The organism is Streptomyces sp. NPDC050732 (genome assembly GCF_040654255.1).
Lineage (GTDB): Bacteria > Actinomycetota > Actinomycetes > Streptomycetales > Streptomycetaceae > Streptomyces.
In genome coordinates this window covers 54,131-79,219 of the sequence record NZ_JBFAHP010000041.1, presented here as the reverse complement: position 1 = coordinate 79,219, position 25,089 = coordinate 54,131, and the positions used below count along the sequence as shown (strand labels likewise).

The 25,089-nt window shown below is 72.0% G+C and carries 21 protein-coding genes and 1 pseudogene; 17 read left to right on the top strand and 5 right to left on the bottom strand.

Features of this window, described 5'->3' with window-relative positions; genetic code table 11:
* Positions 1–100 precede the first annotated feature (100 nt).
* The 7 genes from shc (at position 101) to AB0H82_RS30705 (ending at position 8,116) form a co-directional block, all read left to right on the top strand.
* On the top strand, positions 101–2,155 hold the full coding sequence (shc, locus tag AB0H82_RS30735) for a squalene--hopene cyclase (protein ID WP_362998486.1): 2,055 nt from the start codon (positions 101–103) through the stop codon (positions 2,153–2,155).
* Entirely contained in the window at positions 2,155–2,808 is a 654-nt protein-coding gene (locus tag AB0H82_RS30730; protein WP_362998484.1) for a 1-hydroxy-2-methyl-2-butenyl 4-diphosphate reductase, read from the top strand. The genes shc and AB0H82_RS30730 overlap by 1 nt, the downstream gene beginning before the upstream one ends.
* A 5-nt stretch (positions 2,809–2,813) precedes the next feature.
* On the top strand, positions 2,814–3,836 hold the full coding sequence (gene hpnH / locus AB0H82_RS30725) for an adenosyl-hopene transferase HpnH (RefSeq protein WP_362998482.1): 1,023 nt from the start codon (positions 2,814–2,816) through the stop codon (positions 3,834–3,836).
* An 85-nt stretch (positions 3,837–3,921) separates the two neighbouring features.
* On the top strand, positions 3,922–5,832 hold the full coding sequence (gene dxs, locus AB0H82_RS30720; protein ID WP_362998480.1) for a 1-deoxy-D-xylulose-5-phosphate synthase: 1,911 nt from the start codon (positions 3,922–3,924) through the stop codon (positions 5,830–5,832).
* Entirely contained in the window at positions 5,829–7,214 is a 1,386-nt protein-coding gene (locus AB0H82_RS30715; RefSeq protein ID WP_362998478.1) for an aspartate aminotransferase family protein, read from the top strand. Before dxs ends, AB0H82_RS30715 begins: the two co-directional genes overlap by 4 nt.
* Positions 7,215–7,301: 87 nt before the next feature.
* On the top strand, positions 7,302–7,946 hold the full coding sequence (locus AB0H82_RS30710; RefSeq protein WP_362998476.1) for an XRE family transcriptional regulator: 645 nt from the start codon (positions 7,302–7,304) through the stop codon (positions 7,944–7,946).
* A gap of 53 nt (positions 7,947–7,999) precedes the next feature.
* Positions 8,000–8,116, top strand: a complete 117-nt coding sequence (locus AB0H82_RS30705) for a DUF6126 family protein (protein WP_361169991.1) — start codon at positions 8,000–8,002, stop codon at positions 8,114–8,116.
* 1 nt (position 8,117) lies between these two features.
* Here the strand turns inward: AB0H82_RS30705 and AB0H82_RS30700 are convergent, their stop codons facing one another.
* Positions 8,118–8,915, bottom strand: a complete 798-nt coding sequence (locus AB0H82_RS30700) for a tyrosine-protein phosphatase (RefSeq protein WP_362998492.1) — start codon at positions 8,913–8,915, stop codon at positions 8,118–8,120.
* A 115-nt stretch (positions 8,916–9,030) separates the two neighbouring features.
* On the bottom strand, positions 9,031–9,846 hold the full coding sequence (locus AB0H82_RS30695; RefSeq protein ID WP_362998474.1) for a metalloregulator ArsR/SmtB family transcription factor: 816 nt from the start codon (positions 9,844–9,846) through the stop codon (positions 9,031–9,033).
* 153 nt (positions 9,847–9,999) lie between these two features.
* Here AB0H82_RS30695 and AB0H82_RS30690 point away from each other — a divergent pair, with 153 nt between their 5' ends.
* The 3 genes from AB0H82_RS30690 to AB0H82_RS30680 all read left to right on the top strand — a co-directional run bounded on the left by AB0H82_RS30690 (position 10,000) and on the right by AB0H82_RS30680 (position 14,158).
* Positions 10,000–12,090 (top strand): alpha-galactosidase, encoded by a 2,091-nt coding sequence (locus AB0H82_RS30690; protein ID WP_362998472.1) that lies wholly within the window; start codon positions 10,000–10,002, stop codon positions 12,088–12,090.
* A gap of 129 nt (positions 12,091–12,219) precedes the next feature.
* Positions 12,220–13,053, top strand: a complete 834-nt coding sequence (locus AB0H82_RS30685) for an SGNH/GDSL hydrolase family protein (RefSeq protein ID WP_362998470.1) — start codon at positions 12,220–12,222, stop codon at positions 13,051–13,053.
* Positions 13,054–13,135: 82 nt separating this feature from the next.
* Positions 13,136–14,158, top strand: coding sequence for a LysR family transcriptional regulator (locus tag AB0H82_RS30680; RefSeq protein ID WP_362998468.1), 1,023 nt, complete (start codon positions 13,136–13,138; stop codon positions 14,156–14,158).
* Here AB0H82_RS30680 and AB0H82_RS30675 read toward each other — a convergent pair.
* Positions 14,075–14,776 (bottom strand): annotated as a pseudogene (locus AB0H82_RS30675) (oxidoreductase); the annotation flags it as partial. The gene AB0H82_RS30680 and the pseudogene AB0H82_RS30675 overlap by 84 nt on opposite strands.
* A 344-nt stretch (positions 14,777–15,120) precedes the next feature.
* On the opposite strand from AB0H82_RS30675, the gene AB0H82_RS30670 reads away from it, so the two are divergent.
* Positions 15,121–16,326, top strand: a complete 1,206-nt coding sequence (locus AB0H82_RS30670) for an MBL fold metallo-hydrolase (protein WP_362998466.1) — start codon at positions 15,121–15,123, stop codon at positions 16,324–16,326.
* A gap of 40 nt (positions 16,327–16,366) precedes the next feature.
* Here the strand turns inward: AB0H82_RS30670 and AB0H82_RS30665 are convergent, their stop codons facing one another.
* A complete protein-coding gene (locus AB0H82_RS30665) occupies positions 16,367–16,885 on the bottom strand; it encodes a CGNR zinc finger domain-containing protein (protein ID WP_362998464.1) in 519 nt (172 codons plus the stop codon).
* Between the two features lie 289 nt (positions 16,886–17,174).
* Here AB0H82_RS30665 and AB0H82_RS30660 point away from each other — a divergent pair, with 289 nt between their 5' ends.
* The 5 genes from AB0H82_RS30660 (at position 17,175) to AB0H82_RS30640 (ending at position 21,004) form a co-directional block, all read left to right on the top strand.
* Positions 17,175–18,998: an ATP-binding protein gene (locus AB0H82_RS30660; protein ID WP_362998462.1), complete on the top strand. Its 1,824-nt coding sequence runs from the start codon at positions 17,175–17,177 to the stop codon at positions 18,996–18,998.
* Between the two features lie 93 nt (positions 18,999–19,091).
* Positions 19,092–19,526 carry a roadblock/LC7 domain-containing protein gene (locus tag AB0H82_RS30655; RefSeq protein ID WP_150174647.1) on the top strand — a complete coding sequence of 145 codons (435 nt, stop codon included), beginning with the start codon at positions 19,092–19,094 and terminating at the stop codon, positions 19,524–19,526.
* Between the two features lie 2 nt (positions 19,527–19,528).
* Entirely contained in the window at positions 19,529–19,900 is a 372-nt protein-coding gene (locus tag AB0H82_RS30650; protein ID WP_362998460.1) for a DUF742 domain-containing protein, read from the top strand.
* A complete protein-coding gene (locus AB0H82_RS30645; RefSeq protein ID WP_362998458.1) occupies positions 19,878–20,471 on the top strand; it encodes an ATP/GTP-binding protein in 594 nt (197 codons plus the stop codon). The genes AB0H82_RS30650 and AB0H82_RS30645 overlap by 23 nt, the downstream gene beginning before the upstream one ends.
* Complete coding sequence (locus AB0H82_RS30640) at positions 20,468–21,004, top strand: GAF domain-containing protein (RefSeq protein ID WP_362998456.1); 537 nt, start codon at positions 20,468–20,470, stop codon at positions 21,002–21,004. The genes AB0H82_RS30645 and AB0H82_RS30640 overlap by 4 nt, the downstream gene beginning before the upstream one ends.
* Before the next feature lie 123 nt (positions 21,005–21,127).
* On the opposite strand, the gene AB0H82_RS30635 is transcribed toward AB0H82_RS30640, so the two are convergent.
* Positions 21,128–23,605 (bottom strand): polysaccharide lyase 8 family protein, encoded by a 2,478-nt coding sequence (locus tag AB0H82_RS30635; RefSeq protein WP_362998454.1) that lies wholly within the window; start codon positions 23,603–23,605, stop codon positions 21,128–21,130.
* Positions 23,606–24,048: 443 nt separating this feature from the next.
* Here AB0H82_RS30635 and tdh point away from each other — a divergent pair, with 443 nt between their 5' ends.
* A complete protein-coding gene (gene tdh / locus AB0H82_RS30630) occupies positions 24,049–25,077 on the top strand; it encodes an L-threonine 3-dehydrogenase (protein WP_362998490.1) in 1,029 nt (342 codons plus the stop codon).
* Positions 25,078–25,089 lie beyond the last annotated feature (12 nt).

Sequence of the window (25,089 nt, the reverse complement as noted above, 5' to 3'; positions counted from 1 at the left end):
GTGCCCCCGGGGCCCGGCGCCCGCCCGCGGCCGGCCCCCCGCGCCGCCCGACGGCGGACCCACAGCAGACGTAGCCACCGCACTGCACGAAGGGGAAGCCATGACAGCGACGACCGACGGAAGCACCGGAGCGGCCACGCCCCGCGCAGCCTCGGCCAGCCAGCCCACCCAGCCCGCCGACCGGATCGACACCCCGGTCGACCGGATCGACCACATCGACACGGTCGCCGCGCCCCCAGGCACCCGTGAGACCGCCGAGCGCGCCGTACAGCGCTCCACAGACTTCCTGCTCTCCCGCCAGGACGCCGAAGGCTGGTGGAAGGGCGACCTCGAAACCAATGTGACCATGGACGCCGAGGACCTCCTCCTGCGGCAGTTCCTCGGCATCCGGGACGAGCACACCACGCACGCCGCCGCGCTCTTCATCCGCGGCGAGCAGCGCGACGACGGCACCTGGGCCACCTTCTTCGGCGGGCCCGGCGAACTCTCCACCACCATCGAGGCGTACGTCGCGCTGCGCCTGGCCGGCGACCGGCCCGACGAGCCGCACATGGCCAAGGCGGCCGCGTGGGTCCGCGAGCAGGGCGGCATCGCCCGGGCCCGGGTCTTCACCCGGATCTGGCTCGCCCTGTTCGGCTGGTGGAAGTGGGACGACCTGCCCGAACTCCCGCCGGAGCTCATCTACTTCCCCAAGTGGGTCCCACTCAACATCTACGACTTCGGCTGCTGGGCGCGGCAGACCATAGTGCCGCTCACCATCGTCTCCGCCAAGCGGCCCGTGCGCCCCGCACCCTTCGCCCTGGACGAGCTGCACACCGACCCGCGCGTCCCGAACCCCGCCCAGCCCCTGGCGCCGGTGGCGAGTTGGGACGGCGTCTTCCAGCGGCTCGACAAGGCGCTGCACGTCTACCACAAGGTCGCGCCGCGCCGGCTGCGCAAGGCCGCGATGAACAGCGCCGCCCGCTGGATCATCGAACGCCAGGAGAACGACGGCTGCTGGGGCGGGATCCAGCCGCCCGCCGTCTACTCCGTCATCGCGCTGCACCTGCTCGGCTACGACCTGGAGCACCCCGTCCTGAAGGCCGGGCTCGCCTCGCTGGACCGGTTCGCCGTGTGGCGCGAGGACGGCGCGCGGATGATCGAGGCCTGCCAGTCGCCCGTGTGGGACACCTGCCTGGCGACCATCGCGCTCGCGGACGCCGGACTGCCCGCGGACCACCCGCAGTTGGTGAAGGCCGCCGACTGGATGCTCAGCGAGCAGATCGTGCGGCCGGGGGACTGGTCGGTGCGCAGACCCGAACTGGCCCCGGGCGGATGGGCGTTCGAGTTCCACAACGACAACTACCCCGACATCGACGACACCGCCGAGGTCGCTCTCGCGCTGCGCCGGGTCGCGCACCCGGACCGGGCGCGCCTGGAGAACGCCATCGAGCGCGGGGTGCGCTGGAACCTCGGCATGCAGTCGAAGAACGGTGCCTGGGGCGCCTTCGACGTCGACAACACCAGCCCCTTCCCCAACCGGCTGCCGTTCTGCGACTTCGGCGAGGTCATCGACCCGCCCTCCGCCGACGTCACCGCGCACGTCGTGGAGATGCTCGCCGTCGAGGGCAGGACGCACGACCCGTGCACCCGGCGCGGCATCGAGTGGCTGCTCGCCGAACAGGAGCCTGACGGCGGCTGGTTCGGCCGCTGGGGCGTCAACTACCTCTACGGCACGGGGTCGGTGGTTCCCGCGCTGGTCACCGCGGGCCTGCCCGCCTCGCACCCCGCGATCCGCCGGGCCGTGCGCTGGCTGGAGTCGGTGCAGAACGACGACGGCGGCTGGGGTGAGGACCTGCGCTCCTACCGCGACCGCGGCTGGGTCGGGCGCGGCACGTCGACCGCGTCGCAGACCGCCTGGGCGCTGCTCGCGCTGCTCTCGGCGGGCGAGCGCGAGGCCAAGTCCGTGGAGCGGGGCGTCGCCTGGCTCGCCGCGACGCAGCGCGAGGACGGCTCCTGGGACGAGCCGTACTTCACCGGCACCGGCTTCCCTTGGGACTTCTCCATCAACTACCACCTGTACCGGCAGGTGTTCCCGCTCACCGCCCTCGGCAGGTACGTCCACGGAGAGCCCTTCGCCGGCGGCTCCGGCGCCCACCCCGGCAAGGGCAGCTGATGGACGGGACCCCGGCCCCGCGGCCGGGACCCGCGCCGCTGCTGATCGCCTGCGCGCTCGGCATCGAACGCCTCGCCCTGCGCACCGGCGACCGCAGCGGCGCGCCGGGAACCATGACCGTGCTGCGCACCGGCATGGGCCCCAAGAACGCCGAGCGTGCCGTCAGCGGTGCGCTCGGAGAGGAAACCCTGCGCGACGCGGCCGTTCTGGCCACCGGCTTCTGTGCCGGACTCGCCCCCGGCATGCACCCCGGCGACCTCGTCGTCGCCGCGGAGACCAGGGACGCGCGCGGCAGCACCCCCTGTACGGGAACCGGTCTGCTGGTCGAGGAGCTGACGCGGGCCGTGCCCGGCCGCGCCGTGCACACCGGACCGCTCACCGGCTCCGACCACGTCGTCCGCGGGCCCGAGCGGGGCGCACTCCTGGCCACCGGCGCGATCGCCGTGGACATGGAGTCCGCCGCCACGCTGCACAGTGCGGTACGCGCCGGACAGCGGGCCGTTGCCGCCGTCCGGGTGGTCGTGGATGCCCCACAGCACGAACTCGTCCGCATCGGCACGGTGCGCGGTGGAATATCAGCTTTCCGCGTTCTTCGTGCCGTGCTCCCCGCTTTCTTTGAATGGCACCGTTCTTCGCTGCTCCCCCGGAGGTGAGCCAGATGGCCATGCCGCTTCGTCAGTCCATCAAGGTAGCTACGTATCTCTTTGAACAGAAGCTGCGCAAGCGCGACAAGTTTCCGCTGATCGTCGAATTGGAACCGCTCTTCGCCTGCAACCTGAAGTGCGAGGGGTGCGGAAAGATCCAGCACCCGGCCGGGGTCCTGAAGCAGCGCATGCCGGTGGCCCAGGCCGTGGGTGCCGTTCTTGAGTCGGGTGCGCCGATGGTCTCCATCGCCGGCGGCGAGCCCTTGATGCACCCTCAGATCGACGAGATCGTCCGGCAGTTGGTGGCGAAGAAGAAGTACGTCTTCCTCTGCACCAACGCCATGCTGTTGCGCAAGAAGATCGAGAAGTTCACGCCGTCGCCGTACTTCGCGTTCGCCGTGCACATCGACGGCATGCGGGAGCGGCACGACGAGTCCGTCGCGAAGGAAGGCGTGTTCGACGAGGCGGTGGCGGCCATCAAGGAAGCCAAGAAGCGCGGTTTCCGCGTCACCACCAATTCCACCTTCTTCAACACGGACACTCCGCAGACCATCATCGAGGTCCTGAACTTCCTCAACGACGACCTGAAGGTCGACGAGATGATGCTGTCGCCCGCCTACGCCTACGAGAAGGCGCCCGACCAGGAGCACTTCCTCGGTGTCGAGCAGACCCGCGAGCTCTTCAAGAAGGCCTTCGCGGGCGGCAACCGGCTGCGCTGGCGGCTGAACCACTCGCCGCTCTTCCTGGACTTCCTGGAGGGCAAGGCGGACTTCCCGTGCACCGCGTGGGCGATCCCGAACTACTCGCTGTTCGGCTGGCAGCGGCCCTGCTATCTGATGAGCGACGGTTACGTCCCCACGTACCGGCAGCTCATCGAGGAGACCGACTGGGAGAAGTACGGCCGCGGCAAGGACCCGCGCTGCGCCAACTGCATGGCGCACTGCGGCTACGAACCGACCGCGGTCCTCGCCACCATGGGCTCCCTCAAGGAATCCATCCGTGCCGCCCGCGAGACGGTCTCGGGGAACCGCGGGTGACGTCATGAACGGGCCGACGGGGGCGCTCCCACCGGGGCGCCCCCTGTCACCGTGAGCTGAGAACGATCAGAGAGGGGGCTCGAACATGACCATTCTCGACACCATCCGGGGGCCACGCGACCTGAAGAAGCTCTCCAGGGCGGAGCTCGACGAACTGGCGGGGGAGGTCAGGGAGTTCCTGGTGCACGCGGTCGCCAGGACAGGGGGTCACCTCGGGCCCAACCTCGGGGTGGTGGAGCTGTCCATCGCCCTCCACCGGGTCTTCGAGTCGCCGGTCGACCGGCTCGTGTGGGACACCGGCCACCAGAGCTACGTGCACAAGCTGCTCACCGGCCGACAGGACTTCTCCAAGCTGCGCGGCAAGGGCGGCCTCTCCGGCTACCCCTCGCGCGAGGAGTCCGAGCACGACATCGTCGAGAACAGCCACGCCTCGACCGCGCTGGGCTGGGCCGACGGTCTCGCCAAGGCGCGCCAGGTCCTCGGCGAGCGGGGGCACGTGGTCGCCGTCATCGGGGACGGGGCGCTCACCGGGGGCATGGCCTGGGAGGCGCTGAACAACATCGCGGCCGCGAAGAACCGTCCGCTGATCATCGTCGTGAACGACAACGAACGCTCTTACGCCCCGACCATCGGCGGCCTCGCCGACCACCTCGCCACCCTCCGTACGACGGACGGCTACGAGCGGGTCCTCGCCTGGGGGAAGGACCTGCTCCAGCGCACCCCCGTCGTCGGACGGCCGCTGTACGATTCGCTGCACGGCGCCAAGAAGGGCTTCAAGGACGCCTTCGCGCCCCAGGGGATGTTCGAGGACCTGGGGCTCAAGTACGTCGGGCCGATCGACGGGCACGACATCGGCGCCGTCGAGTCGGCGCTGCGCCGCGCGAAGCGCTTCCACGGCCCCGTGATCGTCCACTGCCTGACCGAGAAGGGCCGCGGCTACGAACCCGCGCTCGCCGACGAGGCCGACCGCTTCCACACCGTGGGCGTCATGGACCCGCTCACCTGCGAGCCGCTCGCCCCCTCCGACGGCCCGTCCTGGACCTCCGTGTTCGGGGACGAGATCGTCCGCATCGGCGCCGAGCGCGACGACGTCGTCGCCATCACCGCGGCGATGCTGGGCCCGGTCGGCCTGACGAAGTTCGCGGCGGCCTACCCCGACCGGGTGTGGGACGTCGGCATCGCCGAGCAGCACGCCGCGGTGTCGGCCGCGGGGCTCGCGACGGGCGGCCTGCATCCGGTCGTCGCGGTGTACGCCACCTTCCTCAACCGCGCCTTCGACCAGCTCCTGATGGACGTGGCGCTGCACCGGTGCGGCGTCACCTTCGTGCTCGACCGCGCGGGCGTCACGGGCGTCGACGGCGCCTCCCACAACGGCATGTGGGACATGTCGGTCCTCCAGGTCGTGCCGGGGCTGCGGATCGCGGCGCCGCGCGACGCCGGGCAACTGCGGGCGCAGCTGCGGGAAGCGGTCGCCGTGGACGACGCGCCGACCCTCGTCCGGTTCCCCAAGGAGTCGGTGGGGCCCGAGATCCCCGCCGTGGACCGCGTCGGCGGCATGGACGTGCTGTTCCGTGAGCCGGACCCGGACGTGCTGCTCGTCGCGGTCGGGGTGATGGCGCCGGTCTGTCTGCAGGCGGCCGAACTGCTCGGGGCGCGCGGGCTGCGCTGCACCGTCGTCGACCCGCGCTGGGTCAAGCCGGTCGACCCGGAGCTGCCCGGCCTCGCGGCGGGGCACCGCGTCGTCGCCGTCGTCGAGGACAACAGCCGCTCCGCCGGGGTCGGCGCGGCGGTCGCGCTGGCGCTCGGCGACGCCGAAGTGGACATCCCCGTCCGGCGGTTCGGCATCCCCGAGCAGTTCCTCGCGCACGCCAAGCGGGGCGAGGTCCTCGCCGACCTCGGTCTCACCCCGGTCGAGATCGCGGGCCGGATCAGCGCCACGCTGGCGGCCAAGGAGGGCGCGCACAAGTACGGTCCCGGCAAGGAGCACAGCGTATGACCAAGGAGTTCGACCTCGGCAGGCTCCTCGCGGAGAGGGGAGCCGAGCGGTACGAACTGCATGCCCGGCACCTCAACCACCAACTGCCGCGCATGCTGCACACCATCGGCTTCGACAAGGTCTACGAGCGGGCCGAGGGCGCGTACTTCTGGGACGCGGAGGGCAACGACTACCTCGACATGCTTGCGGGCTTCGGCGTGATGGGCCTCGGCCGGCACCACCCCGTCGTACGCAAGGCGCTGCACGACGTCCTCGACGCCTCCCTCGCCGACCTCACCCGGTTCGACTGCCAGCCGCTGCCCGGCCTGCTCGCCGAGCGGCTGCTCACCCACAGCCCGCACCTGGACCGGGTGTTCTTCGGCAACAGCGGCACGGAGGCCGTCGAGACGGCGCTGAAATTCGCCCGTTACGCGACAGGGAAGCCGCGGGTGCTCTACTGCGCGCACGCCTTCCACGGGCTGACCACCGGCTCCCTCTCCGTCAACGGCGAGGACGGGTTCCGGGACGGCTTCGCGCCGCTGCTGCCGGACACCGCGGTCCCGCTGGGCGATCTCGACGCGCTGCGCCGGGAGTTGGGGGAGGGCGACGTCGCCGGGCTGATCGTCGAGCCCATCCAGGGCAAGGGCGTGCACGAGAGCCCGCCCGGATACCTGCGCGCCGCCCAGGAGTTGCTGCACCGGCACAAGGCGCTGCTGATCGCCGACGAGGTGCAGACGGGCCTCGGCAGGACCGGCGAGTTCTACGCGTACCAGCACGAGGAGGGCGTCGAGCCCGACCTGGTCTGCGTGGCCAAGGCGCTGTCGGGCGGCTATGTGCCGGTCGGCGCGACGCTCGGCAAGGACTGGATCTTCAAGAAGGTCTACTCGTCGATGGACCGGGTCCTCGTGCACTCGGCGAGCTTCGGCTCGAACGCGCAGGCCATGGCGGCCGGCCTCGCCGTCCTGTCGGTGATGGAGGACGAGAAGGTCGTCGAGAACGCCCGGGTCACGGGGGAGCTGCTCAGGTCCCGGCTGGCCGCCCTCGTCGACCGCTATGAGCTGCTGAGCGAGGTGCGCGGCCGCGGGCTGATGGTCGGCATCGAGTTCGGGCGCCCCAAGTCGCTGAAGCTGCGCGGCCGTTGGACGATGCTGCAGGCCGCCCGCAAGGGGCTCTTCGCGCAGATGGTCGTCGTACCGCTGCTGCAGAAGCACCGCATCCTCACCCAGGTGTCCGGGGACCACTTGGAGGTCATCAAGCTGATTCCGCCGCTGATCGTGGGGGAGCGTGAGGTGGACCGGTTCGTGACGGCCTTCACCGCCGTGATGGACGAGGCGCACAGCGGCGGCGGGCTGATGTGGGACTTCGGCAGGACGCTGGTGAAACAGGCGGTCGCCAACCGCTGAGCCGCGCGGCCCGGCCGCGCGAGCCGACCTTTTGCCTCTGGGGCAAGAAAGTTGCCCAGGAGGCAAGGGTCTGGCTCAATCAGGGACATGAGCCCTGCCGAGCCCGGCGCGTCCGGGGAGCCCGTCGAGCCCTCCCGGCCGGCCGAAGCGCTGCCCGCCGTCGCGCCCCAGCTGCGCGAACTGCGCCGCCGCGCGTCCCTCACGCTGGAGGCCGCCGCCCGCACCGCCGGGCTCTCGCCCGCCCATCTGTCCCGCCTGGAGACCGGGCAGCGCCAGCCGTCGCTGCCGATGCTGCTCACGCTCGCACGTGTCTACGGTACGACGGTCTCGGAGCTGCTCGGCGAGACGGTCGCCGACCGGGACGCGGTCGTCCGCGCGGCGGACATGGAACCGACCGCCGCCGGCGGCTGGACCTACTGGCAGGCGGGCGCCTCCGGCCGGGGCATGCAGGCGCTGCGCGTGCACGTGCCGCACGGCGCCCAGGGCGACATCGTGCGCGTGCACCCCGGCGAGGAGTGGCTGTACGTCCTGAAGGGACGGCTGCGGCTGCGCCTCGGCGACACCGCGCACACCCTCGGTCCGGGGGACAGCGCGCACTTCGACTCGCTGACCCCGCACCGGATCGCCGCCGCCGACCGGGGCGGCGCCGATCTCCTCTTCGTCCACACGCTGCTGCAGAGCCCCGCCACCGCGCTGTGCCTCGGTGGCCCCACTCAGGGAGACCCGACATGACGGAACCGGAACAGCAGGGACCGGACCGGCCGAAACGGCCCTCGCCCAGCACCATGGAGGAGAAGTTCCCCCGGGCGCTCTGGGTCCGCCTGATCATCTATGTGGCGGTGGGCCACATCTTCGCGGCCTTCATCTATCTGCTGTTCGAGCTGGGCGCGAAGAACCAGTAGCTCAGTCGAGCAGGCGCTCGCGGAGGCGCTCACGGGTCTCCGCGCTCACCTTGAGACCCACGGAGAGATAGGTGTCGACGTCGCCCCAGGTCTGCTCGATCGTCTCGTAGGCCGCCGCCAGATACTCGGCGCGGGCGTCGAAGAGCGGGTCGAGGAGCTCCATGACCTCGGGCGACATCGCGTCCGCGGAGTTGTCCGAGCGGTGCACCTTGTAGCGGCGGTGCTTCACGTTCGACTGGAGGTAGTCCGCCTCGATCGCGTCGCGCTCCACGCCGACGGCGAGAAGGGTGACGGCTATGGACAGACCCGCGCGGTCCTTGCCCGCCGCGCAGTGCATCAGCGCCGGAACGCTGTCCTCGGCGAGCGCGTGCAGCACCTTGCTGTGCTCGGCGGTGCGCTCCTTGATGATCGTGCGGTACGCCGCCGCCATCCGGGCCGCGCCCCGGCCGTCCGAGAGGATCGAGCGCAGCTGGTCGAGGTCGCCGTCGCGCACCATCTTCCAGAACTCGGCGCCGTCGGCCGGGTCGGTCAGCGGCAGGTTCACGTTCCGTACGCCCGGCAGCGCGACGTCCGGGCCTTCGAGGCGCTGGTCGGCGGCGTTGCGGAAGTCGAAGATCGTGTGCAGGCCCAGCGAGGAGAGGAACGCGGCGTCGTCCGCCGTGGCGTGCGCGAGGTGACCGCTGCGGAACAGGCGGCCCTGACGGACGCGCCGGCCGTCCACCGTCGGGAGCCCGCCCACGTCACGGAAGTTGCGCACTCCGGCGAGCTGGGGCTCTGCCAGCGCTGACACCTCTGACAGATCAGTCGGCGGGACCTGCTGCGTCACGGGCTCTCCTCGGGCTCATCGGCCGGCGCGGCTCGCCGGTAGGTGCGCCTTTGACGATACGACATGCGTTCCTGGGACAATCACCCCTTCAGTCGAGGGGTTCGCCGGTCTCCAGCAGGGACTTGAGGCTGGAGAGGATCGCCGGCCAGCCCTGGCTGCACATGGAGTGCAGGGTCCCGGCGGCGTCGAACTCGTGCGTGACGGTGAGCTTGACCTGGTCGCCGTGGGGCTCCAGGTCGAAGGTGACCCGCGAGCGGCGCTCGCTCGCCAGCCGCGCGCGCAGCTCCTCGTCGATGCCGTTCGCCTCGGCCCACTGCGGACTGAAGGTGTGCCAGGTGTACGCAAGGCGGCGATGCGGTTCGTGGACCAGGACGACCTGCTCGGGGTCCTCGGTCGTGGCCCCCGTCTCGGTCCAGGTCATCGGGGAGCCCTGCGCCCAGTCGGTGCCGAAGCTGACACCCCAGTAACGGTGCGTGAAGGCCGGGTCGGTGAGCGCCTGCCAGAGCCGCTCCGGAGTGGTGCGGATGTACGTCGTGTACACGAACGTCCTGCTGTCCGTGTTGTCTGCGTTGTCTGTGTTGCCCGTGTCGTCCATGGGTGTCTGCTCCAATGCTCTCTTCAGGTCCGCGAGGGCGTTGACCCGGTCGCGGTCGAACCGGCTGATCCACCGCTCGGCGATGGCGTTGATCGGTGCGGCGTTGAGGTAGTGCAGCTTTTCCCGCCCCTGCCGCACCGTGGTCACCAGCTGGGCGTCCTCCAGCACGGCCAGGTGCTTGCTGACCGACTGGCGCGCCATGTCAAGACCCGCGCACAGCTCCCGCAGGGTCTGGCCGTTGCGGTCCCGCAGCCGGTCAAGGAGCTCCCGCCGCACGGGATCGCCCAATGCCTTGAACGCCGCGTCCACCCTCCGTCACCCCCAGTCATGCAGCCGAAAAGCTGCCTCTCCATGATTGGCAGCCCGTTGGCTGCATGTCAACCGGTGAGCCGCCGCGCCAGGTGGCACGATGTGGGGACGAGCGCGTGCCCAGTGGCAATCCATGGATCGGGCGGGGGCCTGATGATCGAGACCGGTGCCGACGGCCGAACGTGGCTGCTCTCCGGACCCAGGAGCAGCTACGCCCTGCGGCTGACGGAACGCGACGAACTACTGCATCTCCACTGGGGGCCGCGGATCGCCCTCGCCGACGCGGAGGCGCTGGCCGCCGAGCCGCTGCCGCCCGAACGGCCCTTCGAGTCGCGGCTCGACGGGCGCGAGGAGTATCCGGTGGAGGGCGGGCCGCGCTTCGTGCCGCCGGCCCTCTCGGTGCGCGGCGGCGGCGTGCGCGGGACCGAGTGGCGGTACGAGAACGCGGCCGCCGCCGACGACGAGCTCCAGCTCCACTTCCTCGACTCCGTGCACCAGCTGCAGATCACGCTCATCTACCGGCTGCGCGGCGACGTCGTCGAGCGGCAGGTCATCCTCGTGCACCGGGGCGGGTTCGGCACGCCGGACCTGGAACTGCTGCGCGAGGACCCGGCGACCTGGACGCTGCCCCGGCGGGACCGCTGGCGCCTCTCGCAGCTGCACGGCCGCTGGGCGGCCGAGTCCCGGCTGACACGCGCCGACCTCACGTACGGCGAGAAGGTCATCGGCAGTCGGCGCGGCCACACCGGCCACCACCACCTGCCCTGGGTCGCGCTCGACGAGGGTGACGCCACCGAGGAGAGCGGCGAGGTCTACAGCTGCGCGCTCGCCTGGTCCGGTTCGTGGCGCATCTCCGTGCACCAACTCCCGGACGGCGCCGTGCAGATCACCGGCGGCAGCGGGCACGACGACTCAGGACAGCAGCTCCTCGCGCCGGGCACGGCCGTCGTCACCCCCGTCTTCGCGGGCCTGTGGACCGACCACGGCTTCGGCGGCGCCAGCCGTGCCTGGCACGCCTACCAGCGCGCCCACGTGATCCCGGACGCCGACACGCCCCGCCCCGTCCTCTACAACTCCTGGGAAGCCACCGGATTCGACATCTCCGAGGGGCAGCAGCGCAAGCTCGCCCGACGGGCCGCGGCGCTCGGCGTGGAGCTGTTCGTCGTCGACGACGCGTGGTTCGGCGAGCGGGTGAGCGACCGGGCGGGCCTCGGCGACTGGACCCCCAACCCGGACCGCTTCCCCGGCGGCCTCGGCCCGCTCGCCGACGAGGTGCACGAGCTCGGGATGCGGTTCGGCGTCTGGGTGGAACCGGAGATGGTCAACCCCGACAGCGACCTCTACCGCGCGCACCCCGACTGGGTGCAGCACCAACGCGGCCGTACGCGCACGGAGTACCGCAACCAGCTCGTCCTCGACCTCACCCGCGAGGACGTACGCGCCCACCTGTGGCGGCGGCTCGACCAACTCCTCTCCAGCGCGCCCATCGACTACGTGAAGTGGGACTTCAACCGCTCCTTCACTGACGTCGGCCGGCCCGGCGCCCCCTACCCCCAACAGCTCTGGTCAGGTCACACGCACGCCCTGTACGACCTCCTTGACCGGCTCCGCGCGGCGCATCCCACCGTGGCCTTCGAATCCTGCTCGGGCGGCGGCGGACGGATCGACCTCGGCATCCTCTCCCGCACCGACCAGGTGTGGACGTCCGACAACACCGACCCGCTGGACCGGCTGGCCATCCAGCACGGCTTCAGCCAGCTGCACCCCGCGCGCGTGATGGCCGCCTGGGTCACCGACAGCCCCAACACACAGCTGAACGGCCGGGCCAGCTCGCTGTGCTTCCGGTTCGTGAGCGCCATGGCGGGGGTGCTCGGCATCGGCGGTGACCTCACGCGGTGGACCGAGGGCGAGCTCGCCGAGGCGCGCGACTGGGTGGCTCTCTACAAAGAGATCAGACCCGTGGTGCAGCTCGGCGACCTCTACCGGCTGCGTCCGCCGGGGGAGGGACTGAGCGCCGTGCAGTATGTGTGCGACGACGAGTCCGTCGTCCTGGCCTGGCTGCGGGCGCAGGCGTACGGGGAGGAACCGGCGCCGGTGCGGCTGCGCGGGCTCGACCCGTCGGCGGCCTACTTCTGCCCGGACACGGGGGAGACGTACCGGGGCGCGGTGCTGCTCCATCGCGGGCTGCGGACCGGGCTCAAGGGGGACCTCGACGCGGCGGTGTTCCGGCTGCGGCGGGCGTGACGTGCAGCGAAAGGTGGATCGTGCACTTATTCCGAGTTGGGTGAATCTTGACCGGTGGCTTATCTCACCCACCGTCAACCCCTCCCTACGGTGGCGTAGGTCACTTAGAGAGGTGAAGGATGTGACGTCGTGAGCGCAGAGTCGACAACCTTCATCAAGCACCCCAACAACAACCGCGTATTCAACTCCTACGCAGCGGTCGGCGACAGCTTCACCGAGGGCGTGGGCGACCCGGGCCCCGACGGCACCTTCGTCGGCTGGGCCGACCGCCTCGCGGTCCTGCTGGACGACCGGGTACCCGAGCACACCTTCCGGTATGCCAACCTCGCCGTCCGCGGCAAGCTCCTCGACCAGATCGTCGAGGACCAGCTGCCACGGGCCAAGGAGCTCGCCCCCGACCTGGTGACGTTCTGCGCCGGGGGCAACGACATCATCCGGCCCGGCACCGATCCCGACGAGGTCGCCGAGCGGTTCGAGCGGGCCGTCGCCGACCTCACGTCGGCGGTCGGCACGGTCATGGTCACCACCGGCTTCGACACCCGTGGCGTCGCGGTGCTCAAGCATCTGCGCGGCAAGATCGCCACGTACAACATGCACGTCCGTGCCATCGCCGACCGGTACGGCTGCCCCGTGCTCGACCTGTGGTCCCTCAGGACCGTCCAGGACCGCCGGGCCTGGGACGGCGACCGGCTGCACCTCTCCGCCGAGGGCCACACGCGCGTGGCGCTGCGGGCCGCTCAGGTCCTGGGCCTCGACGTGCCCGCGGACCCCGACCAGGCCTGGCCCCCGATGCCGCCGCGCGGCACGCTGGAGGTGCGGCGCGACGACATCCACTGGGCGCGCGAGTATCTGGTGCCGTGGATCGGGCGGCGCCTGCGGGGCGAGAGCTCCGGGGACCACGTGGAGGCGAAGGGCTTCCGCAACCTCGACACCCTCAAGCTGCACATCGAGGCCGCTTCCTGAGCGGGCGGGCCCGTACGACCGGGGGATGACAACGGGGCGGACCGCGATCGCGGTCCGTCGCAGGAAGGGGGGACGGCGGCCGATGAGCCTTCGTCAGTACGAGTACGCCCTGGCCGTCGCCGAGCAGGGGTCGGTGACGGCGGCGGCGGAGCTGCTGCACGTCGCACAGCCGTCGGTGTCCCAGCAGATCCGTGGCCTGGAGCGCGAGCTCGGCGTGCAGCTCTTCGCCCGCACCCCGACCGGCCTGGTGCCCACGACGGTCGGCCGCGCCTTCCTGCGGGAGGCGGAGGTCGCGGTGAGCGCGTCGCGGCGGGCGCGGGCGACGGCGCGGGCCGGCGCCGACGAGCTGGTGGGCGAGTTGGTGGTCGCGGTGCAGATGGGCTTCGGCACGCGGCAGCTGCCGGGCGCGCTGGGCGCGCTGCGCCGCCGCTTCCCCCGGCTGGAGGTCACCGTCTTCGAGGAGCCGAGCTCCGCCGAGCTGGAGCGGCTGTGCCGCCGGGGCGTGGTGGACCTCGCCCTGATGGCGGCGTGCGAGCGGAGCCCCGCCGACGCCCACCACCTCGGCGACGAGGAGTTCGTCGTGGTCCTCGCCGACGGGCACCGGCAGCTCGCCGCGGACCGGGTCGAGCTGCGCGAACTGGACGGCGAGCCGTGGGTGAGGTTCGACCGCGACAGCGCGCTCGACGGCGTCCTGCTGAGCGTGCTGCGGGACAACGACCTCACCCCGACCACGGCCGCCCGCGTGTCCCAGACGGCGACGGCCGTGCGCTGGGCCGCCCACGGACTGGGCGTCACGCTCGTGCCGGCCTCCGCGGTGCCCCACGGTCACGAGCCCCTCGTCCGCCCGGTGTCGCCGGCCGTCGCCCAGCCCGTCATCGCCGTGCTCCGGGCCGGCGCGGGCCCGGCGGAGAAGGCCCTGCTCGCACTCCTGGGCAAGGAAACCTGGTCCGGTTCAGCCTCTGGGGAATTCACCTCCGTCCACGACGAGACTGCTGTCGGTGAGCCAGCTCGCCCGGTCGGACATGAGGAACAGCACCGCGTGGGCGATGTCCGCGGGCCGGCCGTCGCGCCCCAGCGGCACGGTGCCGGCGCCCTGACCCTGTGACGGGTCGAGGCGCGCCCACTGCTCCCGCGTCGCTTCGCCGCCCGGCGTGGCGACCCTGCCGGGAGTCACCGTGTTGACCCGGATCCCGAAGGGCGCCAGCTCCGAGGCCAGTCCCCGGCTGTAGTTCTCCAGAGCGGCCTTCGCCGCCGTGTAGGGCAGGAACGGCGGCGGCGTGGCGGGGACCGCGGCCGAGGAGACGTGCACGATCACCCCCGAACGCCGGTCCCGCATCCCCGGTACCAGCAGCGAGTCCAGCCGCACCGAGGCCAGGAAGTTCAGCTCCAGCGCGTCCTGCCACTCCTCGTCGGGAATGGCGGAGGTGCTCTCGTACGGTCGGCCTCCGCCCGCGTTGTGGACCACGACGTCCACCCCGCCGAGCTTCTCCTCCACGGACGCGGCGAGCGCCTCGGCGCCGGCCCGGGTCCGCACGTCGGCCGCCACGAAGGCGGCGCCTTCCGGCACCGTGCTCGACGCCGATCTGGCGGTCGTGAGCACCTGGGCGCCGGCGTCCAGGAGTTGGCGTACGACGGCCGCGCCGATTCCGCGAGAACCGCCTGTGACCAGGGCCCGCTTTCCCGCGAATTCTTGGGTTTCCGAGCCGTTGTCGATCGTGGTCATTCCACTGGTCCTCTCGTTACGTGATGTTCGCCCGACGGAACAGGAAAAGGCGTGCGCGGAAAGCGAGTTCGGGGAATTCGCGACGGCGCCTCGTCGAGCTGTTTCACCGTACGGCCGCGAAAGAACGGGCGACAAAGACCAAATGTCAGCAGGGGCCATAGGAGATTCCTATGGGGTGCCGCCGTGCGGGTGTGTGCGGTGATGAGGCCGGTGGCCGGCCGGCCGAGGAGGGCCGGCTGCGGCCCCGGTCCTGGCCCGGCGGCTCGGGACGGGCGCCCGCCCAGCACGCTCCCGGGGCCGGTGGACATAATGGGGAGGCCTATCCACCCCCCTCAGGAGGTCCCGTGTCCCGGTTCCTGATCCCCGGGCTTCGCTCGTTGCGATCCGCTGCCTTTGGAGCGGACCCCGCGGGTGCCCGGCTGGCCCGGATCCGCCGATCGCCGAACTTCTCCGTGGCCGAGGGGTCCTTCCAGAACCCCGTGGGGGCGCGGACCCGGCCGACCGGCTCGACCATGGAGTTCGCCAAGGTCTATTTCCGGAAGGAAGAGCGCGTACGCCGTGGGCCGGCCGGCACGGTCCCCGTGCACGCCACCACCCTCGCCGACCTCGCCAAGCCGCCGGCCGACGGTCTGCGGGTCACCTGGATGGGCCACTCCAGCGTCCTGGTCGAGATCGACGGGCGGCGGGTGCTCTTCGACCCGGTGTGGGGCGAGCGGTGTTCGCCGTTCTCCTTCGCCGGGCCCAAGCGGCTGCACCCGGTCCCGGTGCCGCTGGAGGCGCTCGGCCCGGTCGACGTCGTGGTGATCTCCCACGACCACTACGACCACCTGGACATGCCCACGATCAAGGCGCTGGCCGGTACGGACACGGTGTTCGCGGTGCCGCTCGGCGTCGGCGCCCACCTGGAGCGGTGGGGCGTGCCGGCGGACCGGCTCCGCGAGCTGGACTGGCACGAGACGGCGAAGGTGGCAGGGCTGACCCTCACGGCCACCCCCGCACGGCACTTCTGCGGCCGTGGCCTGCGCAACCAGCAGCACACGCTGTGGGCGTCCTGGGTGGTGGCGGGGCCGGAGCACCGCGTCTTCCACAGCGGGGACACCGGCTACTTCCAGGGCTTCCAGGACATCGGCGCCGAGCACGGCCCGTTCGACGTCACGATGATCCAGATCGGCGCCTACAGCGAATTCTGGCCCGACATCCACATGACGCCCGAGGAAGGTGTGCGGGCGCACCTGGACCTCCAGGGCGGTGAGCCACGCGGGGTGCTCCTGCCGATCCACTGGGGGACGTTCAACCTCGCCCCGCACGCCTGGTCGGAGCCGGGTGAGGGCACGGTCGCCGCCGCGCGCCGCGCGGACGCCGCGATCGCGCTGCCCTGTCCCGGCGAGCCCTTCGAGCCCGGCGCGGGGTCGCTGCCCGGCACGCTGTGGTGGCGCGGCGTCGCGGTCGAGCCGGACGGCGGCTGGCCGGGGTCGTCGACCATGGTCGTCCGCGCGATCGCCGGGCCCAAGACGGACAGCGGGGAGCACGAGACGGCGCCCGTCGGGTAGCAGCCCCGCCGGTGGCTCCGTCGGCGGCGGGCGGCCCCGCTCACGCCGCCCGTGCGCGGTGCCTGCGGACCGCGTCACGGTTGGCGCACCGCTGCGAGCAGTAGCGCTGCCGTCCGGTGCGTGAGGTGTCGGCGAAGATCGTGGTGCACTCGGTCACGGCGCACCGCCGCAGCCGGTGCATGCCCCGCCCCGCCAGATGCAGCGCGGTGCCGACGGAGATCAGCGAGAACAGCAGGGCGCCGAGCGGCTGCCGGTCCTCCCGGTAGTGCAGATGCCAGCCGTTGCCCGCGTGGTCGGTCAGCCGCGGGTGGGCGGCGGCCGCCGCCAGCATGGCGTTGACCAGCTCGGCGCGTTCGCTCTCGGCGGTGGCGTCGACCACCTTCTCCCAGGCGTCCAGGGCCTCCTGGGTGCGCGCCAAGTCGTCCGCGTCGACCGGGCGTTCGAGGGTGAGTCCGGCGGCGCGGCAGCGGTCCGCGAGCTCCTCCGCGCCGGCCGGGCGGGAGTTGGCGAGGTCGGCGGCCAGGTTCACGGCGTCCGTGCCGTAAGGGTTGAGGTGCATTCGGTCATTACAGCAGGGCGATCCGCGTATCGCGCCTGTGTACGACGGTAATCGGATCCCCGTGCGAGGCGTCATACCAGAGCGGGACGCTGCACCGCTGACTTTGTCAACTGCCCACCGCACGTGATGCGTTGCCGACTACCGTGAGTGGCCGTCGGGCGACGCAGGGATCACGACGCAGGGCTGACGTCGCGACCCGCCGACCCGGCACGGCGATGCCGCAACCACGCCGCAAAGAGGAGTCGGGCCGACCGCCGGACCCCCTCGTCGCAACGTACCGAGGACGCAGATGTCTCACCTACGCGCACCGGCCGCCCGCGCAGACCGCCGTGAGGGCGGCCGGCACGGCAGACCCGGCAGCCGGACCGCCGCCGCACTGCCCGAGACGCACATACGCCCGCAGCTCCTGCGGATCGCCGTGCTGCCGGCCGTCGCCGTGGGCCTGAGCGCCTGCGCGGCCGTGCTGTTCACTCTCCGCTCGACCGGCTCCCGGCCGAGTCCCGCCCTGCTCGTCGTCCTGACCGCCGCCGCGCTGGTCGGGCTCGTGGGCATCGCGCTCGCCGCCGTCGCCGCCGAGCGCGCCGCCAGGTCCGTGCACGACCGCGTCGGCGTGCTGCGCCGCGCCACCGCGCGCAGCCAGACCGAACTGCGCGGTGTCGTCGAACAGCTGCGCCGCGGCGACCAGCCACCGGCTCCCGGCGCGTCGGCCCCCGGCACACCGGCCCGAGCGCGGCCCGGCGGCGACGAGTTCGACCTGCTCGCCGACGAGCTGAACCGCGCCCATCAGGTCGCCGTCGGCGCTGTCGTCCAGGCCGCCCAGCTCTCCAGCCACGCGGGCAGCGAACAGAAGGTCGAGGTCTTCGTCAACCTCGCCCGGCGCCTGCAGTCCCTCGTGCACCGCGAGATCTCGCTGCTCGACGAGCTGGAGAACGAGGTCGAGGACCCCGAACTGCTCAAGGGCCTCTTCCACGTCGACCACCTCGCGACCCGCATCCGCCGGCACGCGGAGAACCTCGCCGTGCTCGGCGGCGCCGTGTCGCGCCGCCAGTGGAGCAACCCGGTCTCCATGACCGAGGTGATGCGCTCGGCCATCGCGGAGGTCGAGCAGTACTCGCGCGTCAAACTGGTCCCGCCGATCGACGGCACCCTGCGCGGACACGCCGTCGCCGACGTCATCCACCTGCTCGCCGAACTCGTCGAGAACGCCACGCTGTTCTCCGCGCCGCACACTCAGGTCCTGCTCCGCGCCAACCTCGTGACCGCCGGGCTCGCCGTGGAGGTCGAGGACCGGGGCCTCGGCATGCCCGTCGCCGAGCAGACGAAGATGAACCGGCTGCTCACCGACCCCGACCAGGTCAACGTCGCGAACCTGCTGCAGGACGGCCGCATCGGGCTCTACGTGGTCTCCGCGCTCGCCCGCAGGCACGGCGTCGCGGTGCGGCTGCAGACCAACATCTACGGCGGTGTCCAGGCCGTACTGATCCTGCCGCAGGAGCTGTTGGGCGCCGAGCAGCAGGCGGCGCAGGTCACCCGGCGCCGACCGGCCGCCGAGGCGGCGTCGCTGGGCGCCGCCGGGCACGTACGAGAAGGCGTACACGATGCCGGACAAGGCCACGGTGGCACACCGGGCGCGGTGCCCGAGTCCCGAACCGAGCCCCGCCCCACGCCCACCCCCACCCCCACCCCCGAACCCGTCCCCGTGCCGCCCCCGCCGCGCGCCGCGAACGGCACCCGGCCCGCCCCCCTCCCCGTGCGCGGCGCACGCGAGGACCGGCCGACGCCCGCCGACGCCACGCCCGGCATCCGGCCCGAGGACCGGCAGGCCGTCACCGAGCACGCCGCCGCTCCGCCGACACCGCGCAACGGCGCCGTGCGCGGCCGCGTCGAAAGGCCCCGGCTCCCCAAACGGCGCGCCCAGGAACACATCGCACCCCAGCTGCGGGACTCACCGGCGCCGCGGCCCGATCCCGACCAGGTCGTCGGCCACGACCCCGGACTGATGGCCGCGTTCCAGCGCGGCATCGGCCTCGCCCAGGCACAGGACGCGCGTGATCCCACCTCGTGGGAGCGCCCGGCCGACGCCCCGCACGACGGGCCGGGACACGGCGCCTGACCAGCACCGGGCCGGGCCCCGGTCCCCCACCCCTGCCCCCGCCCCCGCCCCCGCAGATCTACGTACGTCCGTACCTCAAGGAGTCGATCCACCATGGCGAGCGATGCGCCGACCGGCCATGTATCCGATCTCGACTGGCTGATGAGCGGCCTCGTGCAGCGCGTGCCGCACACCCACAGCGCCGTCCTGCTCTCCTCCGACGGGCTCGTGAAGTCGGTGCACGGCCTCGACCCGGACAGCGCCGACCACATGGCGGCCCTCGCCTCGGGGCTCTACTCGCTCGGGCGCAGCGCGGGCATCCGCTTCGGCGACGGCGGGGACGTCCGCCAGGTCGTCGTGGAACTGGACTCCACGCTCCTCTTCGTCTCCACCGCGGGCTCGGGCACCTGTCTGGCCGTGCTCGCCGGGCGTGACGCCGACGCGGCCGTCCTCGGTTACGAGATGGCGATGCTGGTCAAGAGCGTACGGCCGTACCTGATCACCGCGCCCCGGCAACCGGCCGGCGAACCCGCGCCGATGAGGCATTGAGGATGGCGGCCCCGCACGACGGGCCCTGGCTCGACGACGCCGCGGGACGGCTCGTCCGTCCCTACACCGTCAGCAACGGACGGACCAGACCGACCAGCCAACTCGACCTGCTCTCCCTGGTGATGGCGACCGGCGCCCTCCCGCTCGGCTACCTCGGGCCCGAGCACGCCACGGCCCTCGGCCTGTGCGAGGCGCCCACCTCCGTCGCCGAGATCGCGGCGCAGCTGAGACTGCCCGCGGTCGTGGCCAAAGTGATCCTCTCGGATCTCCTCGACTGCGGGGCCCTCACCCAGAAGGCCCCGGACCTGTACCACAACCCGACTGACCGGTCCCTGTTGGAGGCAGTGCTCGATGGATTACGACGACAGCTCTGACCCCTTCCCCACCGCACTGAAGATCTTGGTGGCGGGTGGCTTCGGGGTCGGCAAGACGACCTTCGTGGGCGCGGTCAGCGAAATCGCGCCGCTGAGCACCGAGGAGCTGCTCACGACGGTCAGCGAGGCCACCGACGACTTGTCCGGCGTGGAGAACAAGACCACGACGACCGTCGCCATGGACTTCGGACGGATCACGCTCGACCCGCAGCACGTGCTGTACCTCTTCGGCACGCCAGGACAGGAGCGGTTCTGGTTCATGTGGGACGAACTCTCCGAAGGAGCCCTCGGCGCGGTGGTCCTCGCCGACACCCGGCGCCTGGAGGACTGCTTCGCCGCCGTGGACTTCTTCGAGCAGCGCGGCATGGGATTCATCGTGGCGATCAACGAATTCGACGGCGCCCACCGCTACGAACCGGAGGAGGTGCGGTCCGCGATCGACCTCGACCCGCAGGTGCCGGTCGTGCGCTGTGACGCGCGCATCTCAAGCTCCGGCATCCAGACCCTCCTCATCCTCGTCAAGCACCTCCTCAACCACGCCCCGGCCGCCAGCCACGGAGCGCACACGTGACACACGACCCGACAGGGCGGCTGCTGCTCACCCCGGTGGACACGGAGGCTCCGGCGCGGGTGCGGCGGCTGCGCGGGCTCGGCATCGGGCAGTGTCCCGAACCGGCCTTCGACGCCTTCGCGGACCGGCTCGCCGAGCTGACCGGAGCGCCCTACTCGATGGTCAACTTCATCGACGAGAACAGACAGTTCTTCGCGGGACTGCACGCTCCGGAGCGACCCGCTCGCCCGGCGGACCGCTACATGGCCCGCGATCACGGGTACTGCCCGCACGTCGTGGTGCGCCGCAAGGCCCTCGTCCTGGAGGACGTCCGCGACTATCCGCGGTTCGCGGGCAACCCCGTGGTGGAGGAGATCGGCATCCGCTCCTATCTGGGCGCGCCGCTGATCGACCGTACGGGGATGGTGCTCGGCACGGTCTGCGTGGTGGACGTCGAGCCGCGCCGCTGGGGCAGGGCGGGGCTCGACACGATCAAACGCATGGCCGCGGAGCTGGTCGAGCAGATCCACCGGCGGGAGGAGGGCGGGATCTGACCGCGACCGGCCCCGGGACACGGGGCTTCTCAGAGGTTGCCGGGTGGCGGAAGCGCGGTGCGGCTCGGGGACGCGGGGAACTGCGCGACCGGCCACGACGCACCCGCGGTCGACGCCACACGCTCAGGCGAGCTCCGCCGCATGCGTACGGCCCCGGGAGCCGCCCACCCGTACGGTGACGACGGGACGAGCCCCCGGCACGACCGTCACCGTGTCGTCCGCACGGACCACCTCCCGCACACCGAAGGGCAGCTCGACGCTCACCGTCGTCTCCGTGCGGCCGGGGTCGGCGACGGCGACGGACACGCCGCCGCGCCCGCGTCGCACGAGGACCGTGCAGGGCCCGGACGATGTGAGGCCCCCGGCCCGGCCGGGCTCCCAGAAGTGCGCCGCGAGCAACCCGTCCCGCCGCGCCTCGACGGCCTGCACGGTCGCGTCATTGGCCACGACCCGCACGGGCCGGCCCTGCGCCCAGGCCGCCGTCGCCGCCGCACTCGCGCCGGGCAGCAGGACGTAGGCGTACGCGGCGGAGGCGGGGGACACGCCGTGGTCGAACCAGAGCGTCAGCCAGTGGCGCCGCACCGGTGAGGCGCTGCCGCCCGTGTCGGCGCCGGTGTTGATGTCCCGCCACGCCCCGACGCGCTCCTCGCGCAGCGCGCGCAGGCCCGGGTCGTCGGCGCGGCCGGGGAAGTCGGGGAAGACATAGCCGCCGGTGCCGTCCAGGTGCGCCCACTGGGCAGCGCCCAGCCGGGCGGACCAGCCGTCGTGGTCCGGCTGCCGGCGGCCGTCGACGGTCAGCCGCCGCACGGGCCCGTCGGCGTGCAGATTGCGGTTCTCGACGACCGTCTCGATCGTGCGCCCGTCGCTCGCGCCGATGCCGGCGCCGAGCGCGACGACGGCGTTGTCGAGGAAGAACCACGCCTTGCGGGCCCGCAGGCTGCTGCCGTCGGCGATCAGTTCCATGGCGGCGGCGCCGTGCCGGGCGTCCAGGACCGCGCCGCCCGCCACGGCGTTCTTCGGGCGGTACGTGCTCGTGCCGCCGCCCGAGCCGATGTCGGCGCGGGCCCGTGTGTCCACGGTCGTGCCCGGCAGACGGTACGGATCGACGGTCGCCCAGAAGGAGTCGCCGAACTGCCCGAGGTCGTCGCCGTCGTACAGATAGGTCATGCCGTCGCCGGTGTACCAGCCGTGCAGGTTCTCGCCGTTGCCCGCCTCGTACGCGGCGACGCGCTTCGAGGAGAGCGACAGGGTGAGCGCCCAGCCGGGCCGCCGCTGCACCACCCGGTCCATGCCGGCGAAGACGAAGTGCCCGGTGAGCCGGTCCGCGGCCGGGACCGACGCGTCGTCGAGGACGGCCTTGGCACGGGCCAGCGCGGGGATTCCGACGAGGCCGGGATAGGGCGTGGTTCTGTTGCGGTGGATCCAGCCCTTGGCGAGGGCCCGCCAGCGCCGCGCGTACGTGGCCGGGGCGCCGGACGCCAGCTGCAGGATGTGCGAGAGCGCCGCCGCCCCGTCGTTGTGATCCCGCGCCTTTTCCCTGGATATCGCCCGCCCACGGACCGCGTCCATCATCAGCCCGTCGAACACGACCGGCGCGAACGTCCGGTCCACCGCCTCGTACAGCACGGACGTCTTCGGATCGGTGACCGCCCACGGGGAGTCCGCGAGGAGCGCGATCAGCTGGCCCGCGGCGCCGAGCAGGACACTGCCGTACGTTCCCGTGTACGCGACGGAGCCGTGCTGCACGAACGACCCGTCCTCGTAGAAGCCGTCCCCCGAAGTGACGTACTGGAAAAGGCTGTTCCTGCCGCCGTCCCTGCGGTCGGAGAGGCCGTCGCGGGCCAGCGCCACCGTGGCGGCGTCCCGGGTGAGCAGGCCGCGCAGGGCGACGATGACGGCCTTGTCGGCGCGGTTGGCGCCGGTCTCGGCGAGCGAGGGGGAGTTGGTGCGGCGGTCCGGGTCCGGGCAGAACTTCGCGACCGTCGCCGTGTACGCGGCCAGGTCCTCGGCGGGCATGCGGGTCCGCAGCAGCACGCACGTGTCCATCAGCGCGCGGGGCGCGCCGATCTCCCAGAACCACCAGTTGCCGGACTCCGGGCGGTCGGGGCGGTAGCCGGTGGAGCGCAGGAAGCGCAGCGCGTCGAGCAGGGTGTCCACGGCCTCCGCGCTGCCGCTGAGCGAGGTGCCGGGGGTGGCCCAGGCCGTCGCGACGGTACGCAGACGGGTGTAGCTCTGGCCGAAGTTGCCGGGATCCGAGGCGGGGGAGAGGTCGGGCCACAGCGCGGTCCGGCCCGCCGACCGGTCCACCTGCCGCCACCAGCCGGACGCCTGGGTGTCCAGGGTTCTCAGGGCCGCGGCGAAGTCGGGGTCCGCGGCGTCGAAGTCACCGCCGGTGAGCTGCGCGGCGGCACGGGCGAGCAGCGCGTCGTACGCCTCTTCGGACGCGTCCGCGGCTTCGGCTGTGGCTCCGGGCATGCTCTCGGCCGCTGCGGCCCATGCCGGGCCGCCCGCGACCGGCGGTACGAGGGCGGACGCGGCGCCCGCGATTAGAAGTGTGCGACGGCGGGGCGCGGAGGAGGAGCGCGAGTCGGACGTGGGCATGCGAACTCCCAGAGGTGGTCGGGGCGTTCCGGTCGAGCCGATTCCGCGACAGCATGTAAGCGGTTGCTGTGACGCGCAAGAGGTGGGGAGGATTTCCGTTCCCCTTCTTCCCTGTGATCGCAAGGCACCTGGCGAAAGTCCAAAAGTGAGGTGCCGCGCAGCATGGACCCGAGGAGTAACCGATTACTACGTTCACGTCGCCGCCCGTGGCTGGGCGGGCACGACGCGGTCACTGCGGGACGGCGGAACGCCACGGCAGGTCCCGGGCCTCGACTCGACCCGGAGCTGATCGCCTACTTCGAGCGCGGCCGGACCCCCTGACCCACAGGTTTGAAGGAAAGCTGCGGCGGCGCTTAAGAAATCCTCGATGGACCAGGGCGCCGCCGTAAGGAAGATTCCTGTGCCGTCGGGGGAAGAAGCGACGTATGACGGGAGCCGTGGCCGTGAAGGCGCTGGTCAAGGAGAAGGCAGAGCCGGGTCTCAGCCTGAAGGACGTGCCGGAGCCGGTCATCGGCCACGGCGACGTCCTCATCAAGGTGCTGCGCACCGGGATCTGCGGTACCGACCTGCACATCCGGTCCTGGGACGGCTGGGCGCAGCAGACGATCACCGCGCCGCTGGTGGTCGGGCACGAGTTCGTCGGCGAGGTCGTGGAGACCGGCCGCGATGTCGCCGACATCAAGGCCGGCGACCTGGTCAGCGGCGAGGGTCACCTGGTGTGCGGCAAGTGCCGCAACTGTCTGGCCGGGCGGCGCCACCTGTGCCGCGCCACGGTCGGCCTCGGGGTCGGGCGGGACGGCGCCTTCGCGGAGTACGTCGCGCTGCCCGCGTCGAACGTGTGGGTGCACCGCGTCCCCGTCGACCTGGACGTGGCCGCGATCTTCGACCCGTTCGGCAACGCCGTGCACACGGCCCTGTCGTTCCCGCTGGTCGGCGAGGACGTGCTGATCACCGGGGCCGGTCCGATCGGCCTGATGGCGGCGGCCGTCGCCCGGCACGCGGGCGCCCGCAACGTCGTGATCACCGACGTCAGCGAGGAGCGCCTGGAACTGGCCCGCAAGATCGGCGCGAGCCTCGCGCTGAACGTGGCGGAGTCGACGATCGCCGACGGCCAGCGCTCGCTCGGCCTCCGCGAGGGCTTCGACGTCGGCCTTGAGATGTCCGGCAACCCGCGCGCGATGCGCGACATGGTCGCCAACATGACGCACGGCGGCAGGATCGCCATGCTCGGCCTGCCCGCCGAGGAGTTCGCCGTCGACTGGTCGCGGATCGTCACCTCGATGATCACCATCAAGGGCATCTACGGCCGCGAGATGTTCGAGACCTGGTACGCGATGTCGGTGCTGCTCGAAGGCGGCCTCGACCTGGCCCCCGTCATCACGGGACGGTACGGCCACCGTGACTTCGAGGCGGCCTTCGACGACGCGGCGAGCGGCCGCGGCGGCAAGGTCATCCTCGACTGGACCGCCTGACCGCCCCGACCG